At 69.4% G+C, this 20,062-nt stretch carries 18 protein-coding genes; 10 read left to right on the top strand and 8 right to left on the bottom strand.

Features of this window, described 5'->3' with window-relative positions; all coding sequences use genetic code 11:
* The first annotated feature begins 182 nt into the window (after positions 1-182).
* From AB0J09_RS05225 to AB0J09_RS05195, 7 genes are read left to right on the top strand one after another with little or no spacing between them, the layout of a single operon-like run.
* Positions 183-1,028: a fumarylacetoacetate hydrolase family protein gene (locus AB0J09_RS05225; RefSeq protein ID WP_360685389.1), complete on the top strand. Its 846-nt coding sequence runs from the start codon at positions 183-185 to the stop codon at positions 1,026-1,028.
* Positions 1,025-2,323 carry an L-fuconate dehydratase gene (locus AB0J09_RS05220; RefSeq protein WP_360685386.1) on the top strand — a complete coding sequence of 433 codons (1,299 nt, stop codon included), beginning with the start codon at positions 1,025-1,027 and terminating at the stop codon, positions 2,321-2,323. The genes AB0J09_RS05225 and AB0J09_RS05220 overlap by 4 nt, the downstream gene beginning before the upstream one ends.
* Positions 2,320-3,054, top strand: coding sequence for an SDR family oxidoreductase (locus AB0J09_RS05215; protein ID WP_360685383.1), 735 nt, complete (start codon positions 2,320-2,322; stop codon positions 3,052-3,054). Before AB0J09_RS05220 ends, AB0J09_RS05215 begins: the two co-directional genes overlap by 4 nt.
* Before the next feature lie 16 nt (positions 3,055-3,070).
* Positions 3,071-4,099 (top strand): sugar ABC transporter substrate-binding protein, encoded by a 1,029-nt coding sequence (locus tag AB0J09_RS05210; protein ID WP_360685380.1) that lies wholly within the window; start codon positions 3,071-3,073, stop codon positions 4,097-4,099.
* A complete protein-coding gene (locus AB0J09_RS05205) occupies positions 4,099-5,580 on the top strand; it encodes a sugar ABC transporter ATP-binding protein (RefSeq protein ID WP_360685378.1) in 1,482 nt (493 codons plus the stop codon). The genes AB0J09_RS05210 and AB0J09_RS05205 overlap by 1 nt, the downstream gene beginning before the upstream one ends.
* A complete protein-coding gene (locus AB0J09_RS05200; RefSeq protein ID WP_360685375.1) occupies positions 5,577-6,566 on the top strand; it encodes an ABC transporter permease in 990 nt (329 codons plus the stop codon). The genes AB0J09_RS05205 and AB0J09_RS05200 overlap by 4 nt, the downstream gene beginning before the upstream one ends.
* Positions 6,563-7,600: an aldo/keto reductase gene (locus AB0J09_RS05195; protein ID WP_360685372.1), complete on the top strand. Its 1,038-nt coding sequence runs from the start codon at positions 6,563-6,565 to the stop codon at positions 7,598-7,600. The genes AB0J09_RS05200 and AB0J09_RS05195 overlap by 4 nt, the downstream gene beginning before the upstream one ends.
* Before the next feature lie 327 nt (positions 7,601-7,927).
* Here the strand turns inward: AB0J09_RS05195 and AB0J09_RS05190 are convergent, their stop codons facing one another.
* Positions 7,928-8,875 carry a DNA polymerase ligase N-terminal domain-containing protein gene (locus AB0J09_RS05190; RefSeq protein ID WP_360685369.1) on the bottom strand — a complete coding sequence of 316 codons (948 nt, stop codon included), beginning with the start codon at positions 8,873-8,875 and terminating at the stop codon, positions 7,928-7,930.
* A gap of 10 nt (positions 8,876-8,885) precedes the next feature.
* Positions 8,886-9,899 (bottom strand): LacI family DNA-binding transcriptional regulator, encoded by a 1,014-nt coding sequence (locus AB0J09_RS05185; protein ID WP_360685366.1) that lies wholly within the window; start codon positions 9,897-9,899, stop codon positions 8,886-8,888.
* Between the two features lie 81 nt (positions 9,900-9,980).
* On the opposite strand from AB0J09_RS05185, the gene AB0J09_RS05180 reads away from it, so the two are divergent.
* A complete protein-coding gene (locus AB0J09_RS05180; RefSeq protein WP_360685363.1) occupies positions 9,981-11,471 on the top strand; it encodes an alpha-N-arabinofuranosidase in 1,491 nt (496 codons plus the stop codon).
* Positions 11,472-11,550: 79 nt separating this feature from the next.
* On the opposite strand, the gene AB0J09_RS05175 is transcribed toward AB0J09_RS05180, so the two are convergent.
* Genes AB0J09_RS05175 through AB0J09_RS05160 form a run of 4 tightly spaced genes read right to left on the bottom strand, consistent with a single transcriptional unit; the run spans position 11,551 to position 15,452 of the window.
* A complete protein-coding gene (locus AB0J09_RS05175) occupies positions 11,551-12,231 on the bottom strand; it encodes a FadR/GntR family transcriptional regulator (RefSeq protein WP_360685359.1) in 681 nt (226 codons plus the stop codon).
* A gap of 25 nt (positions 12,232-12,256) precedes the next feature.
* Positions 12,257-13,276 (bottom strand): MBL fold metallo-hydrolase, encoded by a 1,020-nt coding sequence (locus tag AB0J09_RS05170; RefSeq protein WP_360685356.1) that lies wholly within the window; start codon positions 13,274-13,276, stop codon positions 12,257-12,259.
* A gap of 28 nt (positions 13,277-13,304) precedes the next feature.
* Positions 13,305-14,420, bottom strand: coding sequence for a steroid 3-ketoacyl-CoA thiolase (locus tag AB0J09_RS05165; protein ID WP_360685353.1), 1,116 nt, complete (start codon positions 14,418-14,420; stop codon positions 13,305-13,307).
* Between the two features lie 42 nt (positions 14,421-14,462).
* On the bottom strand, positions 14,463-15,452 hold the full coding sequence (locus AB0J09_RS05160; protein ID WP_360685350.1) for a sigma-70 family RNA polymerase sigma factor: 990 nt from the start codon (positions 15,450-15,452) through the stop codon (positions 14,463-14,465).
* A 96-nt stretch (positions 15,453-15,548) separates the two neighbouring features.
* Here AB0J09_RS05160 and AB0J09_RS05155 point away from each other — a divergent pair, with 96 nt between their 5' ends.
* On the top strand, positions 15,549-17,006 hold the full coding sequence (locus AB0J09_RS05155) for an MFS transporter (protein WP_360685347.1): 1,458 nt from the start codon (positions 15,549-15,551) through the stop codon (positions 17,004-17,006).
* A gap of 114 nt (positions 17,007-17,120) precedes the next feature.
* Here AB0J09_RS05155 and AB0J09_RS05150 read toward each other — a convergent pair whose 3' ends face one another.
* Positions 17,121-18,062, bottom strand: coding sequence for an NADP-dependent oxidoreductase (locus AB0J09_RS05150; RefSeq protein WP_360685470.1), 942 nt, complete (start codon positions 18,060-18,062; stop codon positions 17,121-17,123).
* Between the two features lie 78 nt (positions 18,063-18,140).
* Between AB0J09_RS05150 and AB0J09_RS05145 the strand changes: the two genes are divergently transcribed.
* Positions 18,141-19,103: a helix-turn-helix domain-containing protein gene (locus AB0J09_RS05145; RefSeq protein WP_360685344.1), complete on the top strand. Its 963-nt coding sequence runs from the start codon at positions 18,141-18,143 to the stop codon at positions 19,101-19,103.
* Positions 19,104-19,251: 148 nt separating this feature from the next.
* On the opposite strand, the gene AB0J09_RS05140 is transcribed toward AB0J09_RS05145, so the two are convergent.
* Positions 19,252-19,848: a TetR family transcriptional regulator gene (locus AB0J09_RS05140; protein WP_360685467.1), complete on the bottom strand. Its 597-nt coding sequence runs from the start codon at positions 19,846-19,848 to the stop codon at positions 19,252-19,254.
* Positions 19,849-20,062 lie beyond the last annotated feature (214 nt).

Genomic DNA, 20,062 nt, shown 5'->3' with positions numbered 1-20,062 from the left:
ATTCGTGTATGTGAACGTAGCCATCGGAGCGGTTAAGTCGATTCACAGACGCCGACCGTCTCTCAGGGGTGTCTTTCGAGGTCACGGATCGGATGTATCCCTCTCGGCGCCCTTGACATGCTCCGGCTGGTCGCACGAGCATCATGAAACGAGACATCCGATGTATATGTGAAGGATGCGGTGTGAAGCTGCTGCGAGTAGGACCTGTCGGCCAGGAGCGCCCGGTGGTCATGGATGACGCCGGTAACCTGCGCGACATCGGAGAGCCCGAGATCGATGGGGCTTTCCTCGCTTCCGGGGGAGTGGCGCGCGTCCGGGACGCGCTCGAGCGCGGTGCTCTGCCCGTCGTCGAAGCCGAGGGGCTGCGGATCGGCGCCCCCATTGCGCGTCCCGGCAAGATCGTTTGTATTGGCCTGAACTACAGCGACCATGCCGCCGAGTCTGGTCAGGACGTGCCGGCCGAGCCGGTCGTGTTCATGAAGGCCTCCAACACCATGATCGGCCCGTACGACGAGGTGCTCGTCCCGCGGGGCAGCGTGAAGACCGACTGGGAGGTGGAGCTGGCGATCATCATCGGCGAGGAGGCCCGCTACCTGAGCAGCCGGGAGGAGGCGCTCGGCGTGATCGCCGGGTACGCGATCTCCAACGACGTCTCCGAGCGTGAGTTCCAGCTCGAACGCGGCGGCCAGTGGGACAAGGGCAAGTCGTGCGAGACGTTCAACCCGCTCGGCCCCTGGCTGGTGACCGCGGACGAGGTGGCCGACCCGCAGAGCCTGGCCCTGCGCCTCTGGGTGAACGGCGAGACGCGCCAGGACGGCGACACGAAGAACATGATCTTCGATGTGGCCGAGATCGTGCGCTACCTGAGCCAGTTCATGGTCCTGGAGCCAGGCGATGTGATCAATACCGGCACGCCCGCCGGCGTGGCGATGGGCATGCCGGGGCAGCCGTACCTGCGTGCGGGTGACGTGATGGAGCTGGAGATCCAAGGGCTCGGGCGGCAGCGCCAGACGGTGGGGCAGGCATGACGACCCCAGACGCGTACCGGATCGTCGGGATGGAGACGCACGACGTGCGTTTCCCGACCTCGCGGGAGCTCGACGGCTCGGACGCGATGAATCCCGATCCCGACTACTCCGCGGCCTATGTCGTGCTCAAGACCGATGACGGGTTCGAGGGGCACGGGTTCGCGTTCACGATCGGGCGCGGCAACGACATCCAGACCGCCGCCATCAGCGCGCTTCAGCCGTACGTCATCGGCAGGGACGTCGAAGACCTCGGCGGGCTCTACAAAGAGATGGTCAACGACTCGCAGCTGCGCTGGCTCGGCCCGGAGAAGGGCGTCATGCACATGGCGATCTCCGCCGTGGTCAACGCCCTGTGGGATCTCAAGGCCAAGCGGGCGGGCAAGCCGTTGTGGCGGCTGCTGTCCGAGATGTCCCCTGAGGAGATCGTCGATCTCATCGACTTCCGCTACCTGAGCGATGCCCTCACGCGCGACGAAGCCCTTCAGATCCTGAGAAATGCGGAGGAGGGTAAGGAAGAGCGGATAAGTCGGCTAATCGAGGACGGCTACCCCGCTTACACGACCTCCCCCGGGTGGCTGGGCTACGACGACGAAAAGCTGCGCAGGCTGTGCAAGGAGGCGCTCGACCAGGGCTTCACGCAGATCAAGCTCAAGGTCGGCGCCGATCTCGACGACGACCGGCGCCGCTTCAGGGTGGCCCGCGAGGTCTGCGGCCCTGACTTCCCGATCGCGATAGACGCCAACCAGCGCTGGGACGTCGGCTCGGGCATCGAGTGGATCAATGCGCTGCGCGAGTTCAACCCCCACTGGGTCGAGGAGCCGACCAGCCCCGACGACGTGCTCGGCCACGCCGCCATCGCCAGGGGCATCGAGCCCATCCCGGTGGCCACCGGCGAACACGTCCAGAACCGCATCGTGTTCAAGCAGCTCCTGCAGGCCAACGCCATCTCCTACCTGCAGATCGACTCGGCCAGAGTCGGCGGCGTCAACGAGAACCTGGCGATCCTGCTGCTCGCGGCCAAGTTCGGCGTGCCGGTGTGCCCGCACGCGGGCGGTGTCGGGCTGTGTGAGCTGGTGCAGCACCTGTCGATGTTCGACTACGTGACGGTCACCGGCTCCATGGACAACCGCGTGATCGAGTACGTCGACCACCTCCACGAGCACTTCGTGGACCCGGTCGTCATCCGCAACGGCAGGTACGTGGCACCGTCCACGCCCGGCTTCAGCGCGGAGATGCATGCAGTGTCGATCGCCGCCCACACGTTCCCCGGCGGCGAGGTCTGGAGGGACGCGTGAGTCTGAAAGCGATCGTCACCGGCGGCGGCTCGGGGATCGGCCTGGCCGCCGCGACCCTGCTCGCCGAACGCGGCATGCAGGTCGCCTGCCTCGACATCAACCCGCCCGGCGAGCCGTTCATCGGGATCAAGGTCGACGTGACGGACGACGCGGGGGTACGTGCGGCGGTCGCGGAGGCCGCCGACCGCCTCGGCGGCATCGACGTGCTCGTCAACAACGCGGGTATCGGCGCGCAGGGCACCATCGAGGACAACCCGGACAGCGAGTGGGAGAAGGTGTTCAACGTCAACGTGCTCGGCATGGTCCGGGTCGCGCGGGCGGCGCTGCCGTACCTCAGGAAGTCCGGGCATGCCTCGATCGTCAACACCTGCTCGATCGCGGCTACCGCGGGGCTGCCGCAGCGGGCGCTCTACAGCGCGACCAAGGGCGCGGTGTTGTCGCTGACGCTCGCGATGGCCGCGGACCACATACGCGAAGGCATCCGGGTCAACTGCGTAAACCCGGGCACAGCGGACACTCCGTGGGTCGGCAGGCTGCTCGACTCTGCCGACGACCCCGACGCGGAGCGTGCCGCACTCAACGCCAGGCAGCCAATGGGCCGCCTGGTGAGCGCGGAGGAGGTCGCCGCGGCGATCGCCTACCTCGCCAGCCCCGAAGCCGGTGCGACCACCGGGACCGCGCTCGCGGTCGACGGCGGAATGCAGGGGCTCCGGCTCAAAGCCTCCAACTAAGGAAGGTCACCCCCCAATGAAGTTCGGATCGGCGGTCGCGGCAGCGGCCCTCTTGGCGGTCGTCACCGCGTGTGGCTCAGGCACAACGACGGGAGGAGGAGGCGGAAGCGGCGGCGGGAAGATCGGCATCGACCACCCGCGGGCCGACTCCGACTTCTGGAACTCCTACATCAAGTATGTCCCGCAAATGGCCAGCGAGCTCAAGGTGGACCTCATGCCACCCACGAACTCGCAGAACGACGTGGCCAAGCTGGTCAACAACGTGCAGGCGCTGATCGGACAGGGTGCCAAGGCGATCGTCATGGCCCCGCAGGACACCGGCGCCATCGCCAACACGCTCCAGCAACTGGAGAACAAGAAGATCCCTGTCGTGACCGTCGACACCCGTCCGGACAAGGGCAAGGTTTACATGGTCGTACGCGCCGACAACCGCGCGTACGGAACGAAGGCCTGCGAGTTTCTCGGCGAGAAGCTGGGCGGCAAGGGCAAGGTTGTGCAACTCCAGGGCGCGCTCAGCTCGATCAACGGCCGTGACAGGTCGGAGGCGTTCCTGGAGTGCATGAAGACCAAGTTCCCCGGCATCACGGTCTTCAGCGAGCCGACCGAGTGGGAGGGCAGCAAGGCGGCGTCGATGCTGCAGACCCGCCTGGAGCAGAACCCTGACATCAAGGGCATCTACATGCACGCCGGCGGCGTCCACCTGGCCCCGACGCTGCAGGTGCTGAAGCAGAAGGGGCTGCTCGTCCCGCCGAGCGACCCCAAGCACATCTTCGTGGTGTCGAACGACGGCATCCCGCAGGAGTTCGAGGCGATCCGCAAGGGCGACATCGACGCCACGGTGTCGCAGCCGGCCGACCTGTATGCCAAGTACGCGCTCTTCTACGCCAAGGCCGCGTTGGAGGGTAAGACGTTCAAGCCCGGCCCGACCGACCACGACAGCAACATCATCCAGCTCCCGAACGGCCTGGAGGACCAGCTTCCCGCGCCGCTCGTGACGAAGGACAACGTGGACGACAAGAGCCTTTGGGGTAATCAGGTCAAGTGATGAAAAATCACGTTGAAGCCCGAAACGTCGTCAAGCGCTTCGGGCCGACCGTCGCGCTCAACGGCGCGGGGATCGCGATCGCCGAGGGCGAGACCCATGCGCTCGTCGGCAGGAACGGCGCGGGGAAGTCCACCCTGGTGTCGATTCTCACCGGGCTCCAGTCGGCCGATGAAGGCGAGGTGCTGTTCTCGGGAGAGGCGGCGCCCGCCCTCGCCGACCGTGACGCCTGGCGGCAGCGTGTCGCCTGCGTCTATCAGAAGTCCACGATCATCCCGGCGCTCACGGTCGCAGAGAACCTGTTCCTCAACCGCCAGGCGGCCAAGGGCACTAAGATCAACTGGCGGGCGCTGCGGACCAGGGCTCGCGAGCTGCTGGACACGTACGAGGTGGATGTCGACGCGCAGGCGCTGGCCGGCGACCTGACCGTCGAGCAGCGCCAGCTCGTGGAGATCGCCCGCGCGCTGTCGTTCGGCGCCAGGTTCATCATCCTCGACGAGCCGACCGCCAGGCTCGATGGGCCGGCCATCGAGCGGCTGTTCGCCCGCATGCGCTCGCTGCGCGAGCAGGGCGTCACGATGATGTACATCTCCCACCACCTCGACGAGGTCTACGAGATCTGCCAGAGCGTCACGGTCTTCCGTGACGCGCGGCACATCGTGACCAGGCCCGTCGCGGACCTCCCGCACGACGAACTGGTCGCCGCGATGACGGGGGAGGCCACGGTGGCGTACGAGTCCCGCGTGCACACGCCCGTCGACACGGTGGTGCTGTCGGGCGAGGGCCTCACGCTGGGCGGCCGCTACGCAGATGTTGATATTTCCGTTAAATCGGGCGAGGTCGTCGGCCTGGCCGGATCCGCGAGCAGCGGCAAGGTCGGCCTGGCCGAAACCCTGGTCGGGCTGCGCAAGGCCGACTCCGGCACGGTCACGGTCAACGGCACTCTGGTCAAGCCGGGCGACGTGCCCGCCGCCATGAAGGCGGGCCTCGGGTTCGTGCCTGAGGACCGCCACCACGAGGGCTTCGTCCCGCTGCTCTCGGTGGGGGAGAACGCCACGTTCCCGATCGCCCGCAAGCTGGGCCGGTACGGGATCGTGTCGCCGGCCCGCCGCCGGGCCAAGGCCGACGAGCTGATCAAAAACCTCGACATCAAGACAGAAGGGCCTGACCAGCCGGTCGGCGACCTGTCCGGAGGCAACGCCCAGAAGGTGGTGTTCGCGCGGGCGCTCGTGGACGACCCGAACGTGCTGGTTGTGATCAACCCCACCGCCGGCGTCGACGTCAAGGCCAAACAGGCCCTGCTCGGCGCCGTCGAGGATGCGGTCGAGCAGGGAGCCGGGGCTGTGGTGGTCTCCGACGAGCTCGACGACCTGCGCATTTGCGACAGAGTGCTGGTGATGTTCCACGGCAGGGTCGTCAAGGACGTGCCGCGTGGCTGGACGGACCACGAGCTCGTGGCCGTGATGGAAGGCATAGAAGATTGACCACTTTGACTGCGCCGGCCCCTCGGTTCAGGCTCGCCAGGTTCCGTGACCTGACGCTGGTGCCGGTGATCGTGATCCTGCTCGTCGTGGGCGCGTTCCTCGACCCGACCTTCCTGACGGCGGGCAACCTCACGAACGTGCTCCAGCAACAGGCGGCGATCTCGCTCCTCGTGCTGGCGGAGGCGATGATCCTCATCGCCGGCAAGTTCGACCTCTCGCTGGAGTCGACGGTCGGCACCGCGCCGGCCATCGCGGTGATGCTGGTGATCCCGGTGTCGGCGGGCGGGTTCGGCATCGGGCTGCCGGGCGCGCTGGTGATCCCGCTGGCCCTGCTGGTCGGCGCGGCCATCGGGGCGTTCAACGGCTTCCTGATCATCAGGTTCCAGCTGTCGGCGTTCATCGTCACGCTGGCGATGCTGATCATCGTGCACGGCTTCCTGCAGGGGCCGACGGAGGGCAAGACGCTCTTCCAGCTGCCCGACTCCATCCTCTACCTGGGCAGCGCCGTGTGGCTCGGCCTGCCCGCCGCCGTCTGGATCGCCGGCGTGCTGTTCGCGGCGGGGATCTTCGGCCTGGGCTACCTGAGGCTCGGCCGCGCGCTCTACGCGATCGGCGGCAACGCCGACGCTGCCCGCGCCGCCGGCATCCGGGTGGACCGGGTGCTGTACGGGGTGTTCATCCTGGGCGGAACGCTGGCGGCACTGGCCGGGATCCTGGAGACCGGCCGCCTCGGTGCGATCGGCAACAACCAGGGTGTCGGGTGGATCTTCATGGTGTTCGCGGCGGCGGTGATCGGCGGCGTGAGCATGGACGGCGGCAAGGGCACGATCCTGGGCGCGCTCACCGGCGTGCTGGTGATCGGCCTGGTCCAGAACATTCTGACACTCATCGGCGTCTCGGGCTTCTGGCAGCCGGTGATCTACGGCGGGATCATCCTCATCGCACTGATGATCAGCCGGATCGCGGGCGGAAAGGCACAAGATTGAGCGGGATCGAGGAGCCTCGCATCGGCGCGGTCGGCGGGGCTGAGGCTGGCTTGGATGGCGGCGCGGTCGGCGTGACCGGGGCCGGGCGGGACGGTGGCGGGATCGAGTTGTCGCGTCATGGCTTCGGCGGGGCTCCGATCGGCAATCTCTTCCAGGAGGTGCCGGAGGAGCAGGCGCGCGCCACGATCGACGCGGCGTGGGACAGCGGGGTGCGCCTGTTCGACACCGCGCCCCACTACGGCCTCGGCCTCTCGGAGCGCCGCCTCGGCGCCGCTCTCAAAGGCCGTTCGGGCTACGTCCTCTCGACGAAGGTCGGCCGCCTGTTGGTGCCCGCGTCATCGCAGAGCGGCCGCGACGACGAGGGCTTCGACGTGTCCGCCGAGCTCCAACGGGCGTGGGACTTCTCCGGCGACGGCGTGCGCAGGTCCCTGGAGGAGTCCCTGGCCCGCCTCGGGCTCCCGTCCGTCGACATCGCGCTCATCCACGACCCCGACGACCACCTGGAGCAGGCGCTCGAGGAGGCGTACCCGGCGCTGGCCGAGCTGCGGGCGCAGGGCGTGGTGAAGGCTATCGGCGTCGGGATGAACCAGTGGCAGGCGCCGCTGCGCTTCGTCCAGGAGACTTCCATCGACGTCGTCATGCTCGCGGGCCGCTACACCCTGCTCGACCAGTCCGGCCTGCCGCTCCTGGAGGAGTGCGCGCGGCGCGGGGTCAGGGTGCTGGCGGCGGGCGTCTTCAACAGCGGCATCCTTGCCACAGCGCGGCCGTCGGGCACGTACAACTACCAGCCCGCCCCCGCACCGATGCTGGAGAGGGCGACGAGGATCGCGGAGGTCTGCGAGCGCCACGGCGTCACGCTGCCCCAGGCGGCCATGGCCTTCCCCCTGCGCCACCCGGCCGTCGCCTCGGTCGTCCTGGGCGCCCGCTCGCCCGAGGAGGTCACCGCGAACGCCGCCCTGTGGTCCCGCCCGGTGCCGGACGCGCTGTGGGAGGAGTTGAAGTCCGAGGGCCTGCTGCCGGAAGGAGCCGGCTGAGGCCGGAGGACTCGACGACCGCCGGACGGTAGGGCCGTCCCTCATGAGGCATGGCTGCGGTGGAGCCGTCAGACGCCGCAGCTGTTCCGGAGGTGGGGGCGGCCCGCTGTCTCATCGGTGTGGGTGTGTCGGGTGGGGTGGCCCGCTGTCTTACCGGCGTGCGTCTGCCTGGTGGAGTAGCTCGTTGTCCCATCGCGGGCGTCACGGTGGTGGGTGTGGCCGTCACTCGTGGGACGCGCGGAGGAGGAGCGGCCATCCGCTGCGTGAACGGCGCGTCCCGGGGCGGGATCACGACCCACCGCGCGCCCGGTCCGGTTGAGGCGGGCGTCAGGAGGGGATGAACAGCCAGGACTTCGACGGCCCCGGCTCGTACGGGGAGTCGAGGCGCTTGGCCACGATCCCGGGCAGGCCCTGCTCGCGGGCGGCCTGGCGCACAGGGCCGGCCTCGCCCGGCCACGACGGGGCGGTCTGCCAGTGGGCGCCCGCCGGCTCCAGCGCCTCCAGCGCCGCCCGCCGCACCGTGTAAGGCTGGTCGACCAGCGAATGGCCGCCGTCGTACAGCAGGTCGTAGAACACCAGGATCTCGGCGCCCCCCAGCGTGGCCAGCTCCCCGTCGAGTATCGCGGTTCGGCTGCCGAACGACCTCGCCAGCTCCCGAAGCCACGGATGTTCCCGCGCGGCCGTGGTGCGCCCGCCCTCGATGGGCACAAGCAGGCGCCGGCCGCCCCACGCGAACTCGAAGGCGTAGGCCGAGACGTCTTTCGGCGGCTTGGCGCGTTCCGTCGGGAGCATGGGCTCGACCTGCGGGAACGGGTCGCGGGCCAGGGCGTCCATGCGGTGGATCATCCAGTTCTTCCCCCGCGTCCGGAAAAGCACGAAACGCCCGGAGGTGCGCTTCCCCTGCAGGACGAACTTGACCTCGCGATCCGACCACTTCTCGGTCTCGTACGTGCCGGTGTCCCAGATGGTCATCGTGCCGCCACCGTACTCGCCCTTGGGGATCTCGCCGTGGAACGCGAGGTACTCCATCGGGTGGTCCTCGGTCTGCACGGCCAGGTGGTTCGTGCCGGGGTCGGTCGGCAGGCCCTTGGGGACGGCCCAGGAGGCGAGGACGCCGTCGCGCTCCAGGCGCAGGTCCCAGTGGAGGGAGCGCGCGTGGTGCTCCTGGATGACGAACGCGTTGCCCTTCCCTGTGGAGGGCGGCGACGGGGGGATGGGCTCAGGGGTTCGGCTGGCGTCGCGTTTACTCCGGTATCGCTCCAGTTTGTCGGACACGACAGAGGTACTACCCGCCCGTGCTCTCCCGGATCATCAGCCGGTACGGCACCCGGAACTCGCGTGCTTCTCTGGACGTGCCGGTGATGCGCTCGGCCAGCAGGTCCACCGCCTTGGCGGCGATCGTCTGCTTGTCGGGGGAGATCGTGGTCAGGGTCGGGGTGCCGTACCGGCCGTCCTCGATGTCGTCGAAGCCCGCCAGCGCCACGTCACCAGGCACCGCGAGACCGCGCTCGAGCAGGGTCCGAAGTGCGCCCAGTGCGAGCAGGTCGTTGAAGCAGAAGACCGCGTCGGGCGCCGCGCCGGAGTCGAGCAGCTCGGCCATCGCGCGGGCCCCGTCTGCCCGGTGGTACGCCTCGACCGGGACCACCAGCCGGTCGTCCTGCGGCAGCCCCGCCTCCTTCAGCGCCCGGCGGTAACCTTCGAGCCGCAGCCGGGACGTCTCCGCCGCCTCGTCGTCCTTGGCCCCGATGGCGGCGATGCGGCGGCGGCCGAGCGAGGCCAGGTGCAGGGTCGCCTCCTTGGCCGCCGCCACGTTGTCCACCACGATGTGGTCGGCCGGACCTTCGTAGACCCGTTCGCCCAGGAGCACCATCGGCGTGTCATCCATGCGGGCGGCCAGGTCCTCGGGCGTCAGCGCCAGCGGGCTGAGGATCAGGCCGTCGATCAGGCGGGCGCGGAAGCCCTCGGCGACCAGCTGCTCGCGCTCGCGCGAGGCGCCCGTATGGTCGATCAGCACCGTCAGCCCCTGCTCCTCCGCCGCCGCCACCACGAACCTGGCCAGCTCCGCGAAGTACGGCGTGTCCAGCTCGGGCACGGCCAGGGCGATGATCCCGGTGCGGCCCTGCCGCAGATTCCTGGCCGACAGGTTGGGCCGGTAGTTGAGCTCCTTGATGGCCGCCTCGACCCGGCTTCTGGTGGCCGGCGTGACGTGAACGTAGCCGTTCACCACGTTGGAAACGGTCTTCACCGAGACGCCGGCCAGGTGGGCCACGTCCTTGAGGCCGACGCGAGCTTTGTCCATGGACAGAAAGTGTATGCGCTTCTTTACAACGTTGAATACAACGATGTATAGATGGGGCAAGTCTACGAGGGAGGATTGTCCATGGAATCCGCCAAGCTCACGCTGGACCCGGCGTTCGAGGTCGGGCCGGTGGAACGGCGGCTGTTCGGATCGTTCGTCGAGCACATGGGGCGGTGCGTGTACACGGGCGTGTTCGAGCCCGGGCACGAGACCGCCGACGGCGACGGCCTGCGGCGTGACGTGATCGAGCTGGCGCGGGAAATGGGCGTGACGGCCGTCCGCTATCCGGGTGGCAACTTCGTGTCCAACTACGAATGGGAGGACGGCGTCGGGCCGGCACCGGAGCGGCCCACGAGGCTGGACCTGGCGTGGCGGCAGATCGAGACGAACGCGTTCGGGCTGGGCGAGTTCATGACCTGGCTGGGTGAGGTGGGGGCCGAGCCGGTGATGGCGGTCAACCTGGGCACCAGAGGTGTGCGCGAGGCCCGGGACCTGCTCGAATATGCCAACTACCCGGGCGGCACCCGCTGGTCCGACCTGCGCATCAAGCATGGCGTACGCGAGCCGTACGGCATCAAGGTGTGGTGCCTGGGCAACGAGATGGACGGACCCTGGCAGATCGGCGGGAAGACCGCAGTCGAGTACGGCAGGCTCGCGTTCGAGACGGCCAAGGCCATGCGCCGGGTGGACCCGAGCATCGAACTGGTGGCCTGCGGCAGCTCCAACATGCGGATGCCCACGTTCGGCTCGTGGGAGGCGACGGTGCTGGAGCACTGCTACGACCAGGTGGACTACATCTCCGCGCACGCCTACTACGACGCGGTGGCCGGCGACCGGGCCAGTTACCTGGCCTCGGCGGTGGAGATGGAGCAGCACATCCAGGGCGTCATAGCCACGGCCGACCACGTGGGGGCCAAGCTCGGCAGCCGCAAGCGGCTCAAGATCTCCTTCGACGAGTGGAACGTCTGGTCGCAGAGCCTGTTCGGCGGCGAGGACAGCCTCGACTGGGCGCACGCGCCGCGCATCATCGAGGAGGAGTACGACGTGGCCGGCGCCGCGGTCGTCGGCAGCCTGCTCATCACCCTGCTCAACCACGCCGACCGCGTCGGCATCGCCTGCCAGGCCCAGCTCGCCAACGTGATCGCCCCCATCCGCACCGAGCCGGGCGGCCCCGCGTGGCGGCAGACGATCTTCCACCCGTTCGCGCTCACCGCCGCCAACGCCCGAGGACGGGTGCTGCGGGTGCAGGCCACGGCGCCGGCCATGCCGACCGAGCGTTACGGCGAGGTGCCCGTGCTGGCCGCCGCCGCCACCCTGGACGAGGGCGAGCTCTCGGTCTTCGCGGTGAACCGCGGCGGGACCCCGCTGCCGGTGGCCATCGACCTGCGCGGGCTGCCGCGACGCTCGGGGATCTCACACGTCACGGTCGCCGGCGACGACCCGGCCGCGCGTAACACCGAGCGCGACCCGCGCCGCGTCGAGCCCCGCGCGGTCCAGGGCGCGACGATCGACGGCGACCGGCTGAACGTGGTGCTCCCGCCGATCTCGTTCAACGTCGTGAAGGCCTCGTGAGCGGGGCTCGAGGTCCTGCGTCCCGATGACCTTGAGCAGCCGCAGCGCCTCGTACGACGGCACGTACCCGTGGTGACCCTCAGTCCAACTCGAGCGCCGTGCGCAGCCACGACTCCACGCCCGCCACGTGGACGGTCGCCCAGGAACGTGCGACATCGGCCTGACGGGCGGCGATGGCCTCGTAGATCGCGGTGTGCTGCTCCCGCGTCTTCTCCATCGCGCCCTCCTGCGTGAGCCCGCGCCAGATCCTGGCCCGAGTGGTCGGACCTGACAGGCTCTCGATGAACGAGGCCAGCACGCTGTTGCCCGACCCCTGTGCGATCCGCTGGTGGAAGCGCAGGTCGTTGGCCACGAGCTCCTCGACCGTGGGCTCGGCGGGCAGGGACTCGAGGATCACACGCAGCTCCTCGATCCCCTCGTCGGTCATGAGCTCGGTCGCCATCGCCGTGGCGGCCGGCTCCAGGATGCGCCTGACCTCGAAGAACTGGATCACCGTGTCGTCGCGGTGCAGGTCGAGCACGAACGACATGGTGTCGAGCAGCAGGCGCGGCTCCAGGCTGGTGACGTAGGTGCCGTCGCCCTGACGCACGTCGAGCACGTTGATCAGGGACAGGGCCCGCACGGCCTCACGCAGCGAGTTGCGTGAAAGGCCGAGTCGCTCGGCGAGGTCGGCCTCCTTGGGCAGCCTGTCGCCTGGGGTCAGCTCGCCAGAGACGATCATCTGCTTGATCTTGTCGATGGCCGCGTCGGTGACCGCCACGCTTCTCTCCCTAGACATCGGATGTCTAGGAGTCTAGAGCCTGGAAGCGGACCAGATCGACACCGGGGACCCGGTGAACCTGTCCCCGGGCCTCGAGGGCGCGCAGGTGCGCCGCGGCCTCGCCCGCCGCCATGCCTCTCAGCATGGGGGACAGGTCGTCCCATGGCCTGTTCCACGTCATCATCGCGGCGACCTCCCAGATGGTCTGCGGTTCCGGCCGCTGGGCCAGGAGGGCGCGCAGCCGTTCGAGCTTCTCCTCGTGATGGTGGCGGATCTCGGCGGCCCGCGCGGCCACATCCGGAAATATCCACTCATGTGCGGGGAGGGCGTCGAGGGGCCCCAGCTCGCCGACCCTGTCCAAGGAGTCCAGGAAGTCGCCCAATGGATCGACATCGTCCCGGTCATAGGGATAAATCCCGACGTGGGGAGTGATGTCGGGGAGGACGTGGTCGCCGGTGAACAGCCGGTCGGCGTCCTCCAGGTGCAGGCAGATGTGGCCGGGGGTGTGCCCGGGCGTGTGGACGGCCCGCAGCTTGCGCCCCGGCAGGTCCACCAGGTCGCCGTCACGCAGCTCGCGGTCGGGCAGGGCGGGCGGCGTCGGGCGGCTCACCGCCTGACGCACCTCGCCCGGGTCGGCCCCCGCCCGCCTCAGCATGTCGGACTGGAAGCTCTCGTGCTCGTCGGCCGGATACTCGTGCATGAGCCTGACCAGCGCCGCGTCGTTCTCGTGCATCGCGATCCACGCCCCGGACCGCTCTTTGACCTGCCCCGCCAGCCCGGCGTGGTCGGGATGGAAATGAGTGACGACCACCCCGCTCACCGTGCTCACGTCGAGCCCGAGCGCCGCGAGCCCGCCGCTGAGCGCCTCCCAGGCGTCCGGATGGTTCCACCCGGCGTCGACCAGCACCGGCCCCTTGGGCGACTCGACGGCGTAGACGAGTGTGTAGCCGAGCGGGTTGCCCGGGATGGGCACCGGCACGTTCCACACCCCGCCGCCGAGGTCCTGCGGCCGCTGCTCGGAGTACGGCCTGCGTCTGCTCTTCATGCGCTCCCCGATCGGGTGGTCATTCGTGTCAGCCGATCCGCTCCAGGACGGTGGCCGTGGCCAGCGCACCGCCGGCGCACATCGTGACCAGGGCGGTGGCCGAATCCGACCGCTCCAGTTCGTGCAGCGCCGTGGTGATCAGTCGCGCGCCGGTGGCGCCGACCGGATGCCCGAGCGCGATGGCGCCTCCGTTGACGTTGACGCGGTCGAAGTCCGGCTCGTGCACGCTAGCCCACGACAGCACGACCGATGCGAAAGCCTCGTTCACTTCGAACCTGTCGATGTCGCCGATCGTCATCCCGGCCGCCGTGAGCGCCTTGGCCGTCGCCTCCACCGGCCCGTCCAGGTGGTAGTGCGGCTCCGCGCCCACGAGCGCCTGCGCCAGGATCCGCGCCCTGGGCCGCAGCCCGTGCCTCGCGGCCGCCTCCTCGCTCATCACCAGCACGGCCGCGGCGCCGTCGGAGATCTGCGACGAGGTGCCCGCGGTGTGCAGCCCGCCGTCGGCGACGGGCTTGAGCTTGGCCAGGGTCTCGGCTGTGGTCTCGCGTAATCCCTGGTCTCTGCGTACGTCCCCGACGGGTACGATCTCCCGCTCGAACCGCCCGTCGGCCCACGCCTTGGCCGCCAGCCGCTGCGAGCGCGCCCCGAACCAGTCGAGCCGCTCCCGCGTCAGCCCGCGCCGCCGCGCGATCCGCTCGGCGGCGGTGAACTGGTCGGGCAGGTCGATGCTCCAGTCGTCCGGCTTGGCCCTGGCGGGCGCCACGTTGCTGCCCAGCGGCGCCCGGCTCATCACCTCGACGCCGCATCCGATGCCCGCCTCGATCACGCCCGAACTCACCATCGCCGCCGCGAGGTGCACGGCCTGCTGCGACGACCCGCACTGCGCGTCCACGGTCGTCACCCCGGTCGCGTACGGCAGCCCGGCATACAGCCACGAGTAGCGCCCGACGTGCCCGCCCTGCTCGCCCGCCTGCGTCACGCACCCGGCGAACACCTGGCCCACGGCCGCCGGATCGATGCCCGAGCGCTGGACGAGCCCGTTCATCGCGATGGCCAGGACCTGTTGCGGCTTGAACCCGGCCAGCCAGCCTGCCCGCTTGCCGATGGGAGTGCGAACGGCCTCGACGATCACAGGTGTGCCCACAGTCGCCTCCAGAACGATGCTCTGGCGAGACTGTAACGCGTTCTACTTTGTCGCGGAACCCTCCAGCGCCACCGGCAGCCCGAACGTCTTGAACAGGTTCTCCTCGAAGAACATGCCGACGTGGCTGATCCGCTCCCCGGAGAACGTCAGCACCATGATGGCGAACTGCCGGTAGACGCCGTCCTCGCGGAAGTACACGGCGAAGGCCGGCTGCCCGTTGGCGGCGGTCGGCACCAGCTTGAGATCGCCGGCGCGCTCGGCGGGACACTGCGTCCTGGTGAGCTCCGCGATCGTCTCCGGCCCCTGGTACCAGCCGACGAAGGGCGGCATCTCCCAGATCGCGTCCTTGGTGAACAGATGCACCAGGCTGTCGACGTCGTAGTTCTCGAACGCCGCCACGTAACGCTCGAGCTGGGCCCGCTGCTCGGCCGACAGCGGCTCGACCGGGTCGTCGATGCTCGGCTGCACCTCGTTGAGCTGGGCGCGGGCCCGCTGGAGGATGCTGTTGACGGCCGCGGTGGACGTCTCCAGCGCCTCGGCCACCTCGGCGGCCTTCCACTTGAGCACGTCGCGCAGGACCAGCACCGCGCGCTGCCGGGGCGGCAGATGCTGCAGCGCGGCGATGAGCGCGAGCCTGATGCTCTCGCGCGAGGTCACGATCGAGGCGGGGTCGTCGCCGCCCGTGCCCGTCAGTGCGTCGGGCGCGGGCTCCAGCCACGGCACCTCGTTGTCCGTCACCAGGGGAGCGGTCGGCTCGGTGCTGGGGGCGCCGAGACCGGTGGGGAGCGGCCGCCTGCTCCGGCTGTCGAGCGCGGTCAGGCAGGCGCTGGTGGCGATGCGGTAGAGCCACGTGCGCAACGAGGAACGCCCCTCGAAGCCGTCATAGGCCCGCCACGCGCGCAGGTATGTCTCCTGGACGAGGTCCTCCGCGTCGTGCACCGAGCCCATCATCCGGTAGCAGTGCGCCAGCAACTCGCGCCGCATCGGATCAGCCTGCTGGAGGAACTCCTCGTTTGTCGGCTTGTCGGTCATACCCCCTGTATAGACCTCGCCACCGACAGACCGATGACTTTCAAGCTCACGGCCCGTCTATTAAGACGAACCATTTGCGGAACCAAAGGAATGACCATGAATTCGGAACGTTCGCGCTGGGTGGCGCTGGCCGTGCTGTGCACCGGAATGCTAATGATCGTCCTAGATGTCACCGTGGTGAACGTGGCGCTGCCCGCCATCCAGAATGACCTGGGCTTCACCCAGTCCAGCCTCGCCTGGGTGGTGAACGCGTACCTGATCGCCTTCGGCGGCCTGCTGCTCCTGGCGGGCCGGGTGGGCGACCTGGTCTCGCGCAGGGGCGTCTTCCTGGCCGGGCTGGCGGTGTTCGTGCTGGCCTCGCTGGTGTGCGGGCTGGCGGGCAGCCAGGAGGTGCTGATCGCCGCGCGGTTCGTGCAGGGCGTCGGCGGCGCGATGACCTCGGCCGTCATCCTCGGCGTGATCGTCACCATGTTCCCCGAGCCGCGCGAGCGCGCCAAGGCCCTCGGCTTCTACAGCTTCGTCGCCTCCGCGGGCGGCTCGATCGGGCTGCTGGCCGGCGGCGTGCTGACGCAGGGCATCAACTGGCACTGGATCTTCTTCATCAACATCCCCATCGGGCTGGCCACCGGGGTGGCGTCCGTGCGGCTGCTCCCCAGGGACCGGGGTACCGGCCTCGGCCGGGGCGCCGACCTGCTGGGCGCCGTACTGATCACCGCGGCCCTGATGCTGGGGGTCTACACGATCGTCAAGCCCGCCGCCGAGCTGGGCTGGGGCTCGGCGCAGACGCTGTCGCTCGGGGGTGCCTCCGTTCTGCTGCTCCTGCTGTTCGTGCTCCGCGAGGCCAAGGCCCGCGACCCGCTGGTCCCGCTGCGGATCTTCCGCTCCGCGAACGTCTCCGGCGCGAACGCCATCCAGTCGCTGACCGTGGCCGGCATGTTCGGGATGTTCTTCCTGGGGACGCTGTATCTGCAGCGGGTGCTCGGGTACGACTCGCTCACCACGGGCCTGGCGTTCCTGCCGCACAGTGTCCTGATGGGGGCGCTGTCGCTGCGTTACTCCGAGCGGCTGGTCACCCGGTTCGGCGCCAGAGCCACCCTGCTGGGCGGGCTGGTGCTGATCGCCGCCGGGCTGGCGCTGTTCGCCCGGGTCCCGGTGGGCGGGAGCTACCTGGTGGACGTGCTGCCTGCGACGCTGCTGCTCGCTGTGGGGATCAGCGGCGCGTTCCCGGCGCTGGCCGCGCTGGCCATGTCGGGCGCCACGCGGGAGGACGCCGGGCTGGCCTCGGGCCTGGTGAACACGACCACGCAGGTGGGCGCGGCGATGGGGCTGGCCGTGCTGGCCACGCTGTCGGCCACGCGAACCGGGCACCTCGCCGCCGAGGGCCGTCCCGAGGCGGAGGCGCTGACCGGGGGCTACCAGCTCGCGTTCCTGATCGGGACCGCCCTCGTCGCGGTGTCCATCGCCATCGCGCTCACGGTGCTCAAGCCGGAACGCCCTGAGCCGGCTGAGGACTCGGAGGCCGAGGAGGAGCTCCCCCTCTCCGTCGGCCTCTGACCCGCCACCCGTGGGCCGTGATCCTGGGACCTGACCGCCTCGGGCCGGTCCTCACCTCCCACCTGCGAGTCGCGCGGCCCGGGGGGTGGGCCGTAACGGCTCCGGTGCGGCGGGTCAGTGCGGGACGGTGAGGACGATCTTGCCGGTGGTGCGGTTCGTCTCGCCGAGCTCGTGGGCCTTGGCGGCCTCCGCCAGCGGAAGGGTCGCGGCGATCTCCACCCGCAGCCTGCCCGCCTCGACCAGGGCCGCGATCGCGCGCATCGCGGCCTGGTCCGGCTCCACCAGCATGGCCTCCGAGCGGATGCCCAGCTCGGCTGCCTTCGCTTGGGCGTTCGGGTCGAGCACGCTGAGCACGAGCGAGATGATCGTGCCGCCCTCGCGCATGGTGCGCAGAGAGCGCGCGCCGTAGTCGCCGCCGATCGTGTCCAGCACCACGTCCACGTCCCGCACGACCTCGGCGAAGTCCTCGTTCCGGTAGTCGACCAGTTCGTCGGCACCCAGACCGCGCAGGAACTCGTGCTTGGCCGCGCTGGCCGTCCCGATCACATACGCCCCGCGCGCCTTGGCGATCTGCACCGCGAGGTGCCCAACCCCGCCTGCGGCAGCGTGAATCAGCACGCGCTGGCCACCCTTCAGCCCGGCGACGTCCACGAGCGCCTGCCAGGCGGTCAGTGCGGCGAGCGGGATCCCGGCCGCATGGACGTGATCGATGTTGGCGGGCTTGCGTACGAAGTGCCGGGACGGCGCGGTCACGTACTCGGCGAAGGCGCCGTGCTTGTCCGGGTACTTCAGCATGCCGAACACCTCGTCGCCCGGCTTGTAGAGCGCCTGCCCGACACCGGACTCCTCGACTACGCCCGAGACGTCCCACCCGAGTACGAACGGCGGCCCATCCTTCAGGAAGCCGCCCCTCTCGCGGGTCTTCCAGTCGGTCGGGTTCAGCCCCGCCGCCTCCACCCGCACCAGCACCTCGGTCGGGCCGGGCACCGGCTTGTCCACCTCGACCATCTTCAGCACTTCCGGGCCGCCCAGGGTGTCCTGGCTGATCGCTTTCATCTTCATGGAATCCAGCCTGCTAAGAGAGGCACCAAACTCGCGAGTGGCCCAAAGGTCATGATGTGTAAAGATCGGGCCATGCATCGCGTTGCCGTCCTTGCCGTTGACGGGGTCATCCCGTTCGAGTTGAGCGTTCCGTCCCGGATCTTCTGCGTTGCACATGGGGCTGGCGGCGAGCCGCTCTACGAGGTGGTCACCTGCACGCCCGACGGCAGGCCCGTCGCCACCGCCGCCGACTACTCGGTCGCGGTAGAGCACGACGCGAGCGTGCTGGAGAGCGCCGACACAGTGGTGATGCCCGCCGCGGAGTGGTTCTCCGAGATCACGGCCAAGGACTCGTTGCCTGCCGGACTGGCCGGGGCGCTCGCCCGGATCCGTCCCGGCGCCCGGGTTGTGTCCATCTGCGTCGGCACATTCGTGCTGGCGGCCGCGGGCCTGCTCGACGGCCGCCCGGCGACCACGCACTGGCGGCACGCCAAGCGGTTCGCGGCCCTGTTCCCAGAGGTGCGGGTGGACGCGGACGTGCTCTTCGTGGACGACGGCGACGTGCTGACCTCGGCGGGCGCGTCAGCCGGGGTGGACCTCTTCCTCCACCTCGTCCGCCGAGACCACGGCAGCCGGGTCGCCAACCAGGTCGCCAGGGCGTGCGTGGTGCCGCCGTGGCGGGACGGCGGCCAGGCACAGTACATCGAGCATCCGGTGCCCGAGCCGTCCAGCGTCGGCACCGCCCCCACCAGGGCCTGGGCCATGGAACGGCTGGGTGCCCCGCTCCGGCTGGACGACCTGGCGGGTCACGCGGGGATGAGCAGACGCACGTTCACCCGGCATTTCCGGCAGGAGGTGGGGATGAGCCCGGGCCAGTGGCTGACCCAGCAGCGCGTCGCCCTGGCCAGACATCTGCTGGAGACCAGCGACCTCCCGGTGGACCGCATCGCGGACCGCGCCGGCTTCGGAACGCCGGTCTCCCTCAGGCAACACCTGCAGGCCGCGGTGGGGGTCTCACCACACGCGTATCGCCGCACGTTCCACATGACGAACTAGGCGATCGGCTCACCGGGCACCACCCAGGCGGCCCACTGTGCGCTCCGTAACGGCGGCACGCCACTGAAGGGTCAGAGGCCGTTTCCTGGAAGGTCGCGAGCCAGGTGCGGCGGGTGGCCTGCCCGGGCGGAGCCGTAACAGATGATGGTCAGATGTCGGCGAAGAGTCTGGCGGCGGCGGTTTCGATGCGGCGCTGGATCTGATCGTAGGTGCGGCGGCCGCGGAGCATTTCGAGGAGCTCCTGCACCCACACGCTGGCCAGCGACCCCGCGAGGTCGAGCTGCTCCTCGCTCGCGGCTTCGAGGCTCAGGCCGTCGGCCGAGACGCGCAGCAGCAGCCCCGTCATGCGCTCGCCGAACGGCGTCTGCACCTCCGCCATGATCAGCGAGCGGATGAGCGCGTCGGCCAGCTCCGGCTCGCGCATCAGCCCGCGCGTCGCTCTCATCAGTACGTCCACCGCGCGGCTCGCCGGGGTGGTGGCTCCGGGCGGTCTGCGCTCGATGCTGCTTTCCAGGAGGTCGATCTCCTCGCCCACCACCGCCACCACCAGGTCCATCTTGGACGGGAAGTAGCGGTAGAGCGTGCCGAGCGCCACGCCCGCGCGCTCGGCCACGGTGCGCATCTGCATGGCCTCGACCCCGCCGCGTGAGGCGAGGGCGGCCGCCGCCTGGACGATGCGCTTGCGGCGTTGGTGCTGGCTGCGCGTACGGACGCTGTGCCCGCCCGTCGTGGGGTGGCTCTCCATGGTCCCCTCGGTGTCGCTGGAGGGCGCGGCGATTGACGCGTGCGTGGTACGCATAAGAACACGTTATCTGATTTCTTGATATCGCGGCTTGTTACTCGCGGGTCACAAAGTGGCCGTATAGCCCCATGTCTACGGTGTTACAGGCATATGTCCCGACTTATCGACACAGCGGGACACTGGACAGATATTAGAATCTGTTCTAGTTTGCGATTCG

Source organism: Nonomuraea sp. NPDC049784 (assembly GCF_040659615.1).
GTDB lineage: Bacteria > Actinomycetota > Actinomycetes > Streptosporangiales > Streptosporangiaceae > Nonomuraea.
This window is presented reverse-complemented; position numbering and strand designations above follow the sequence as displayed.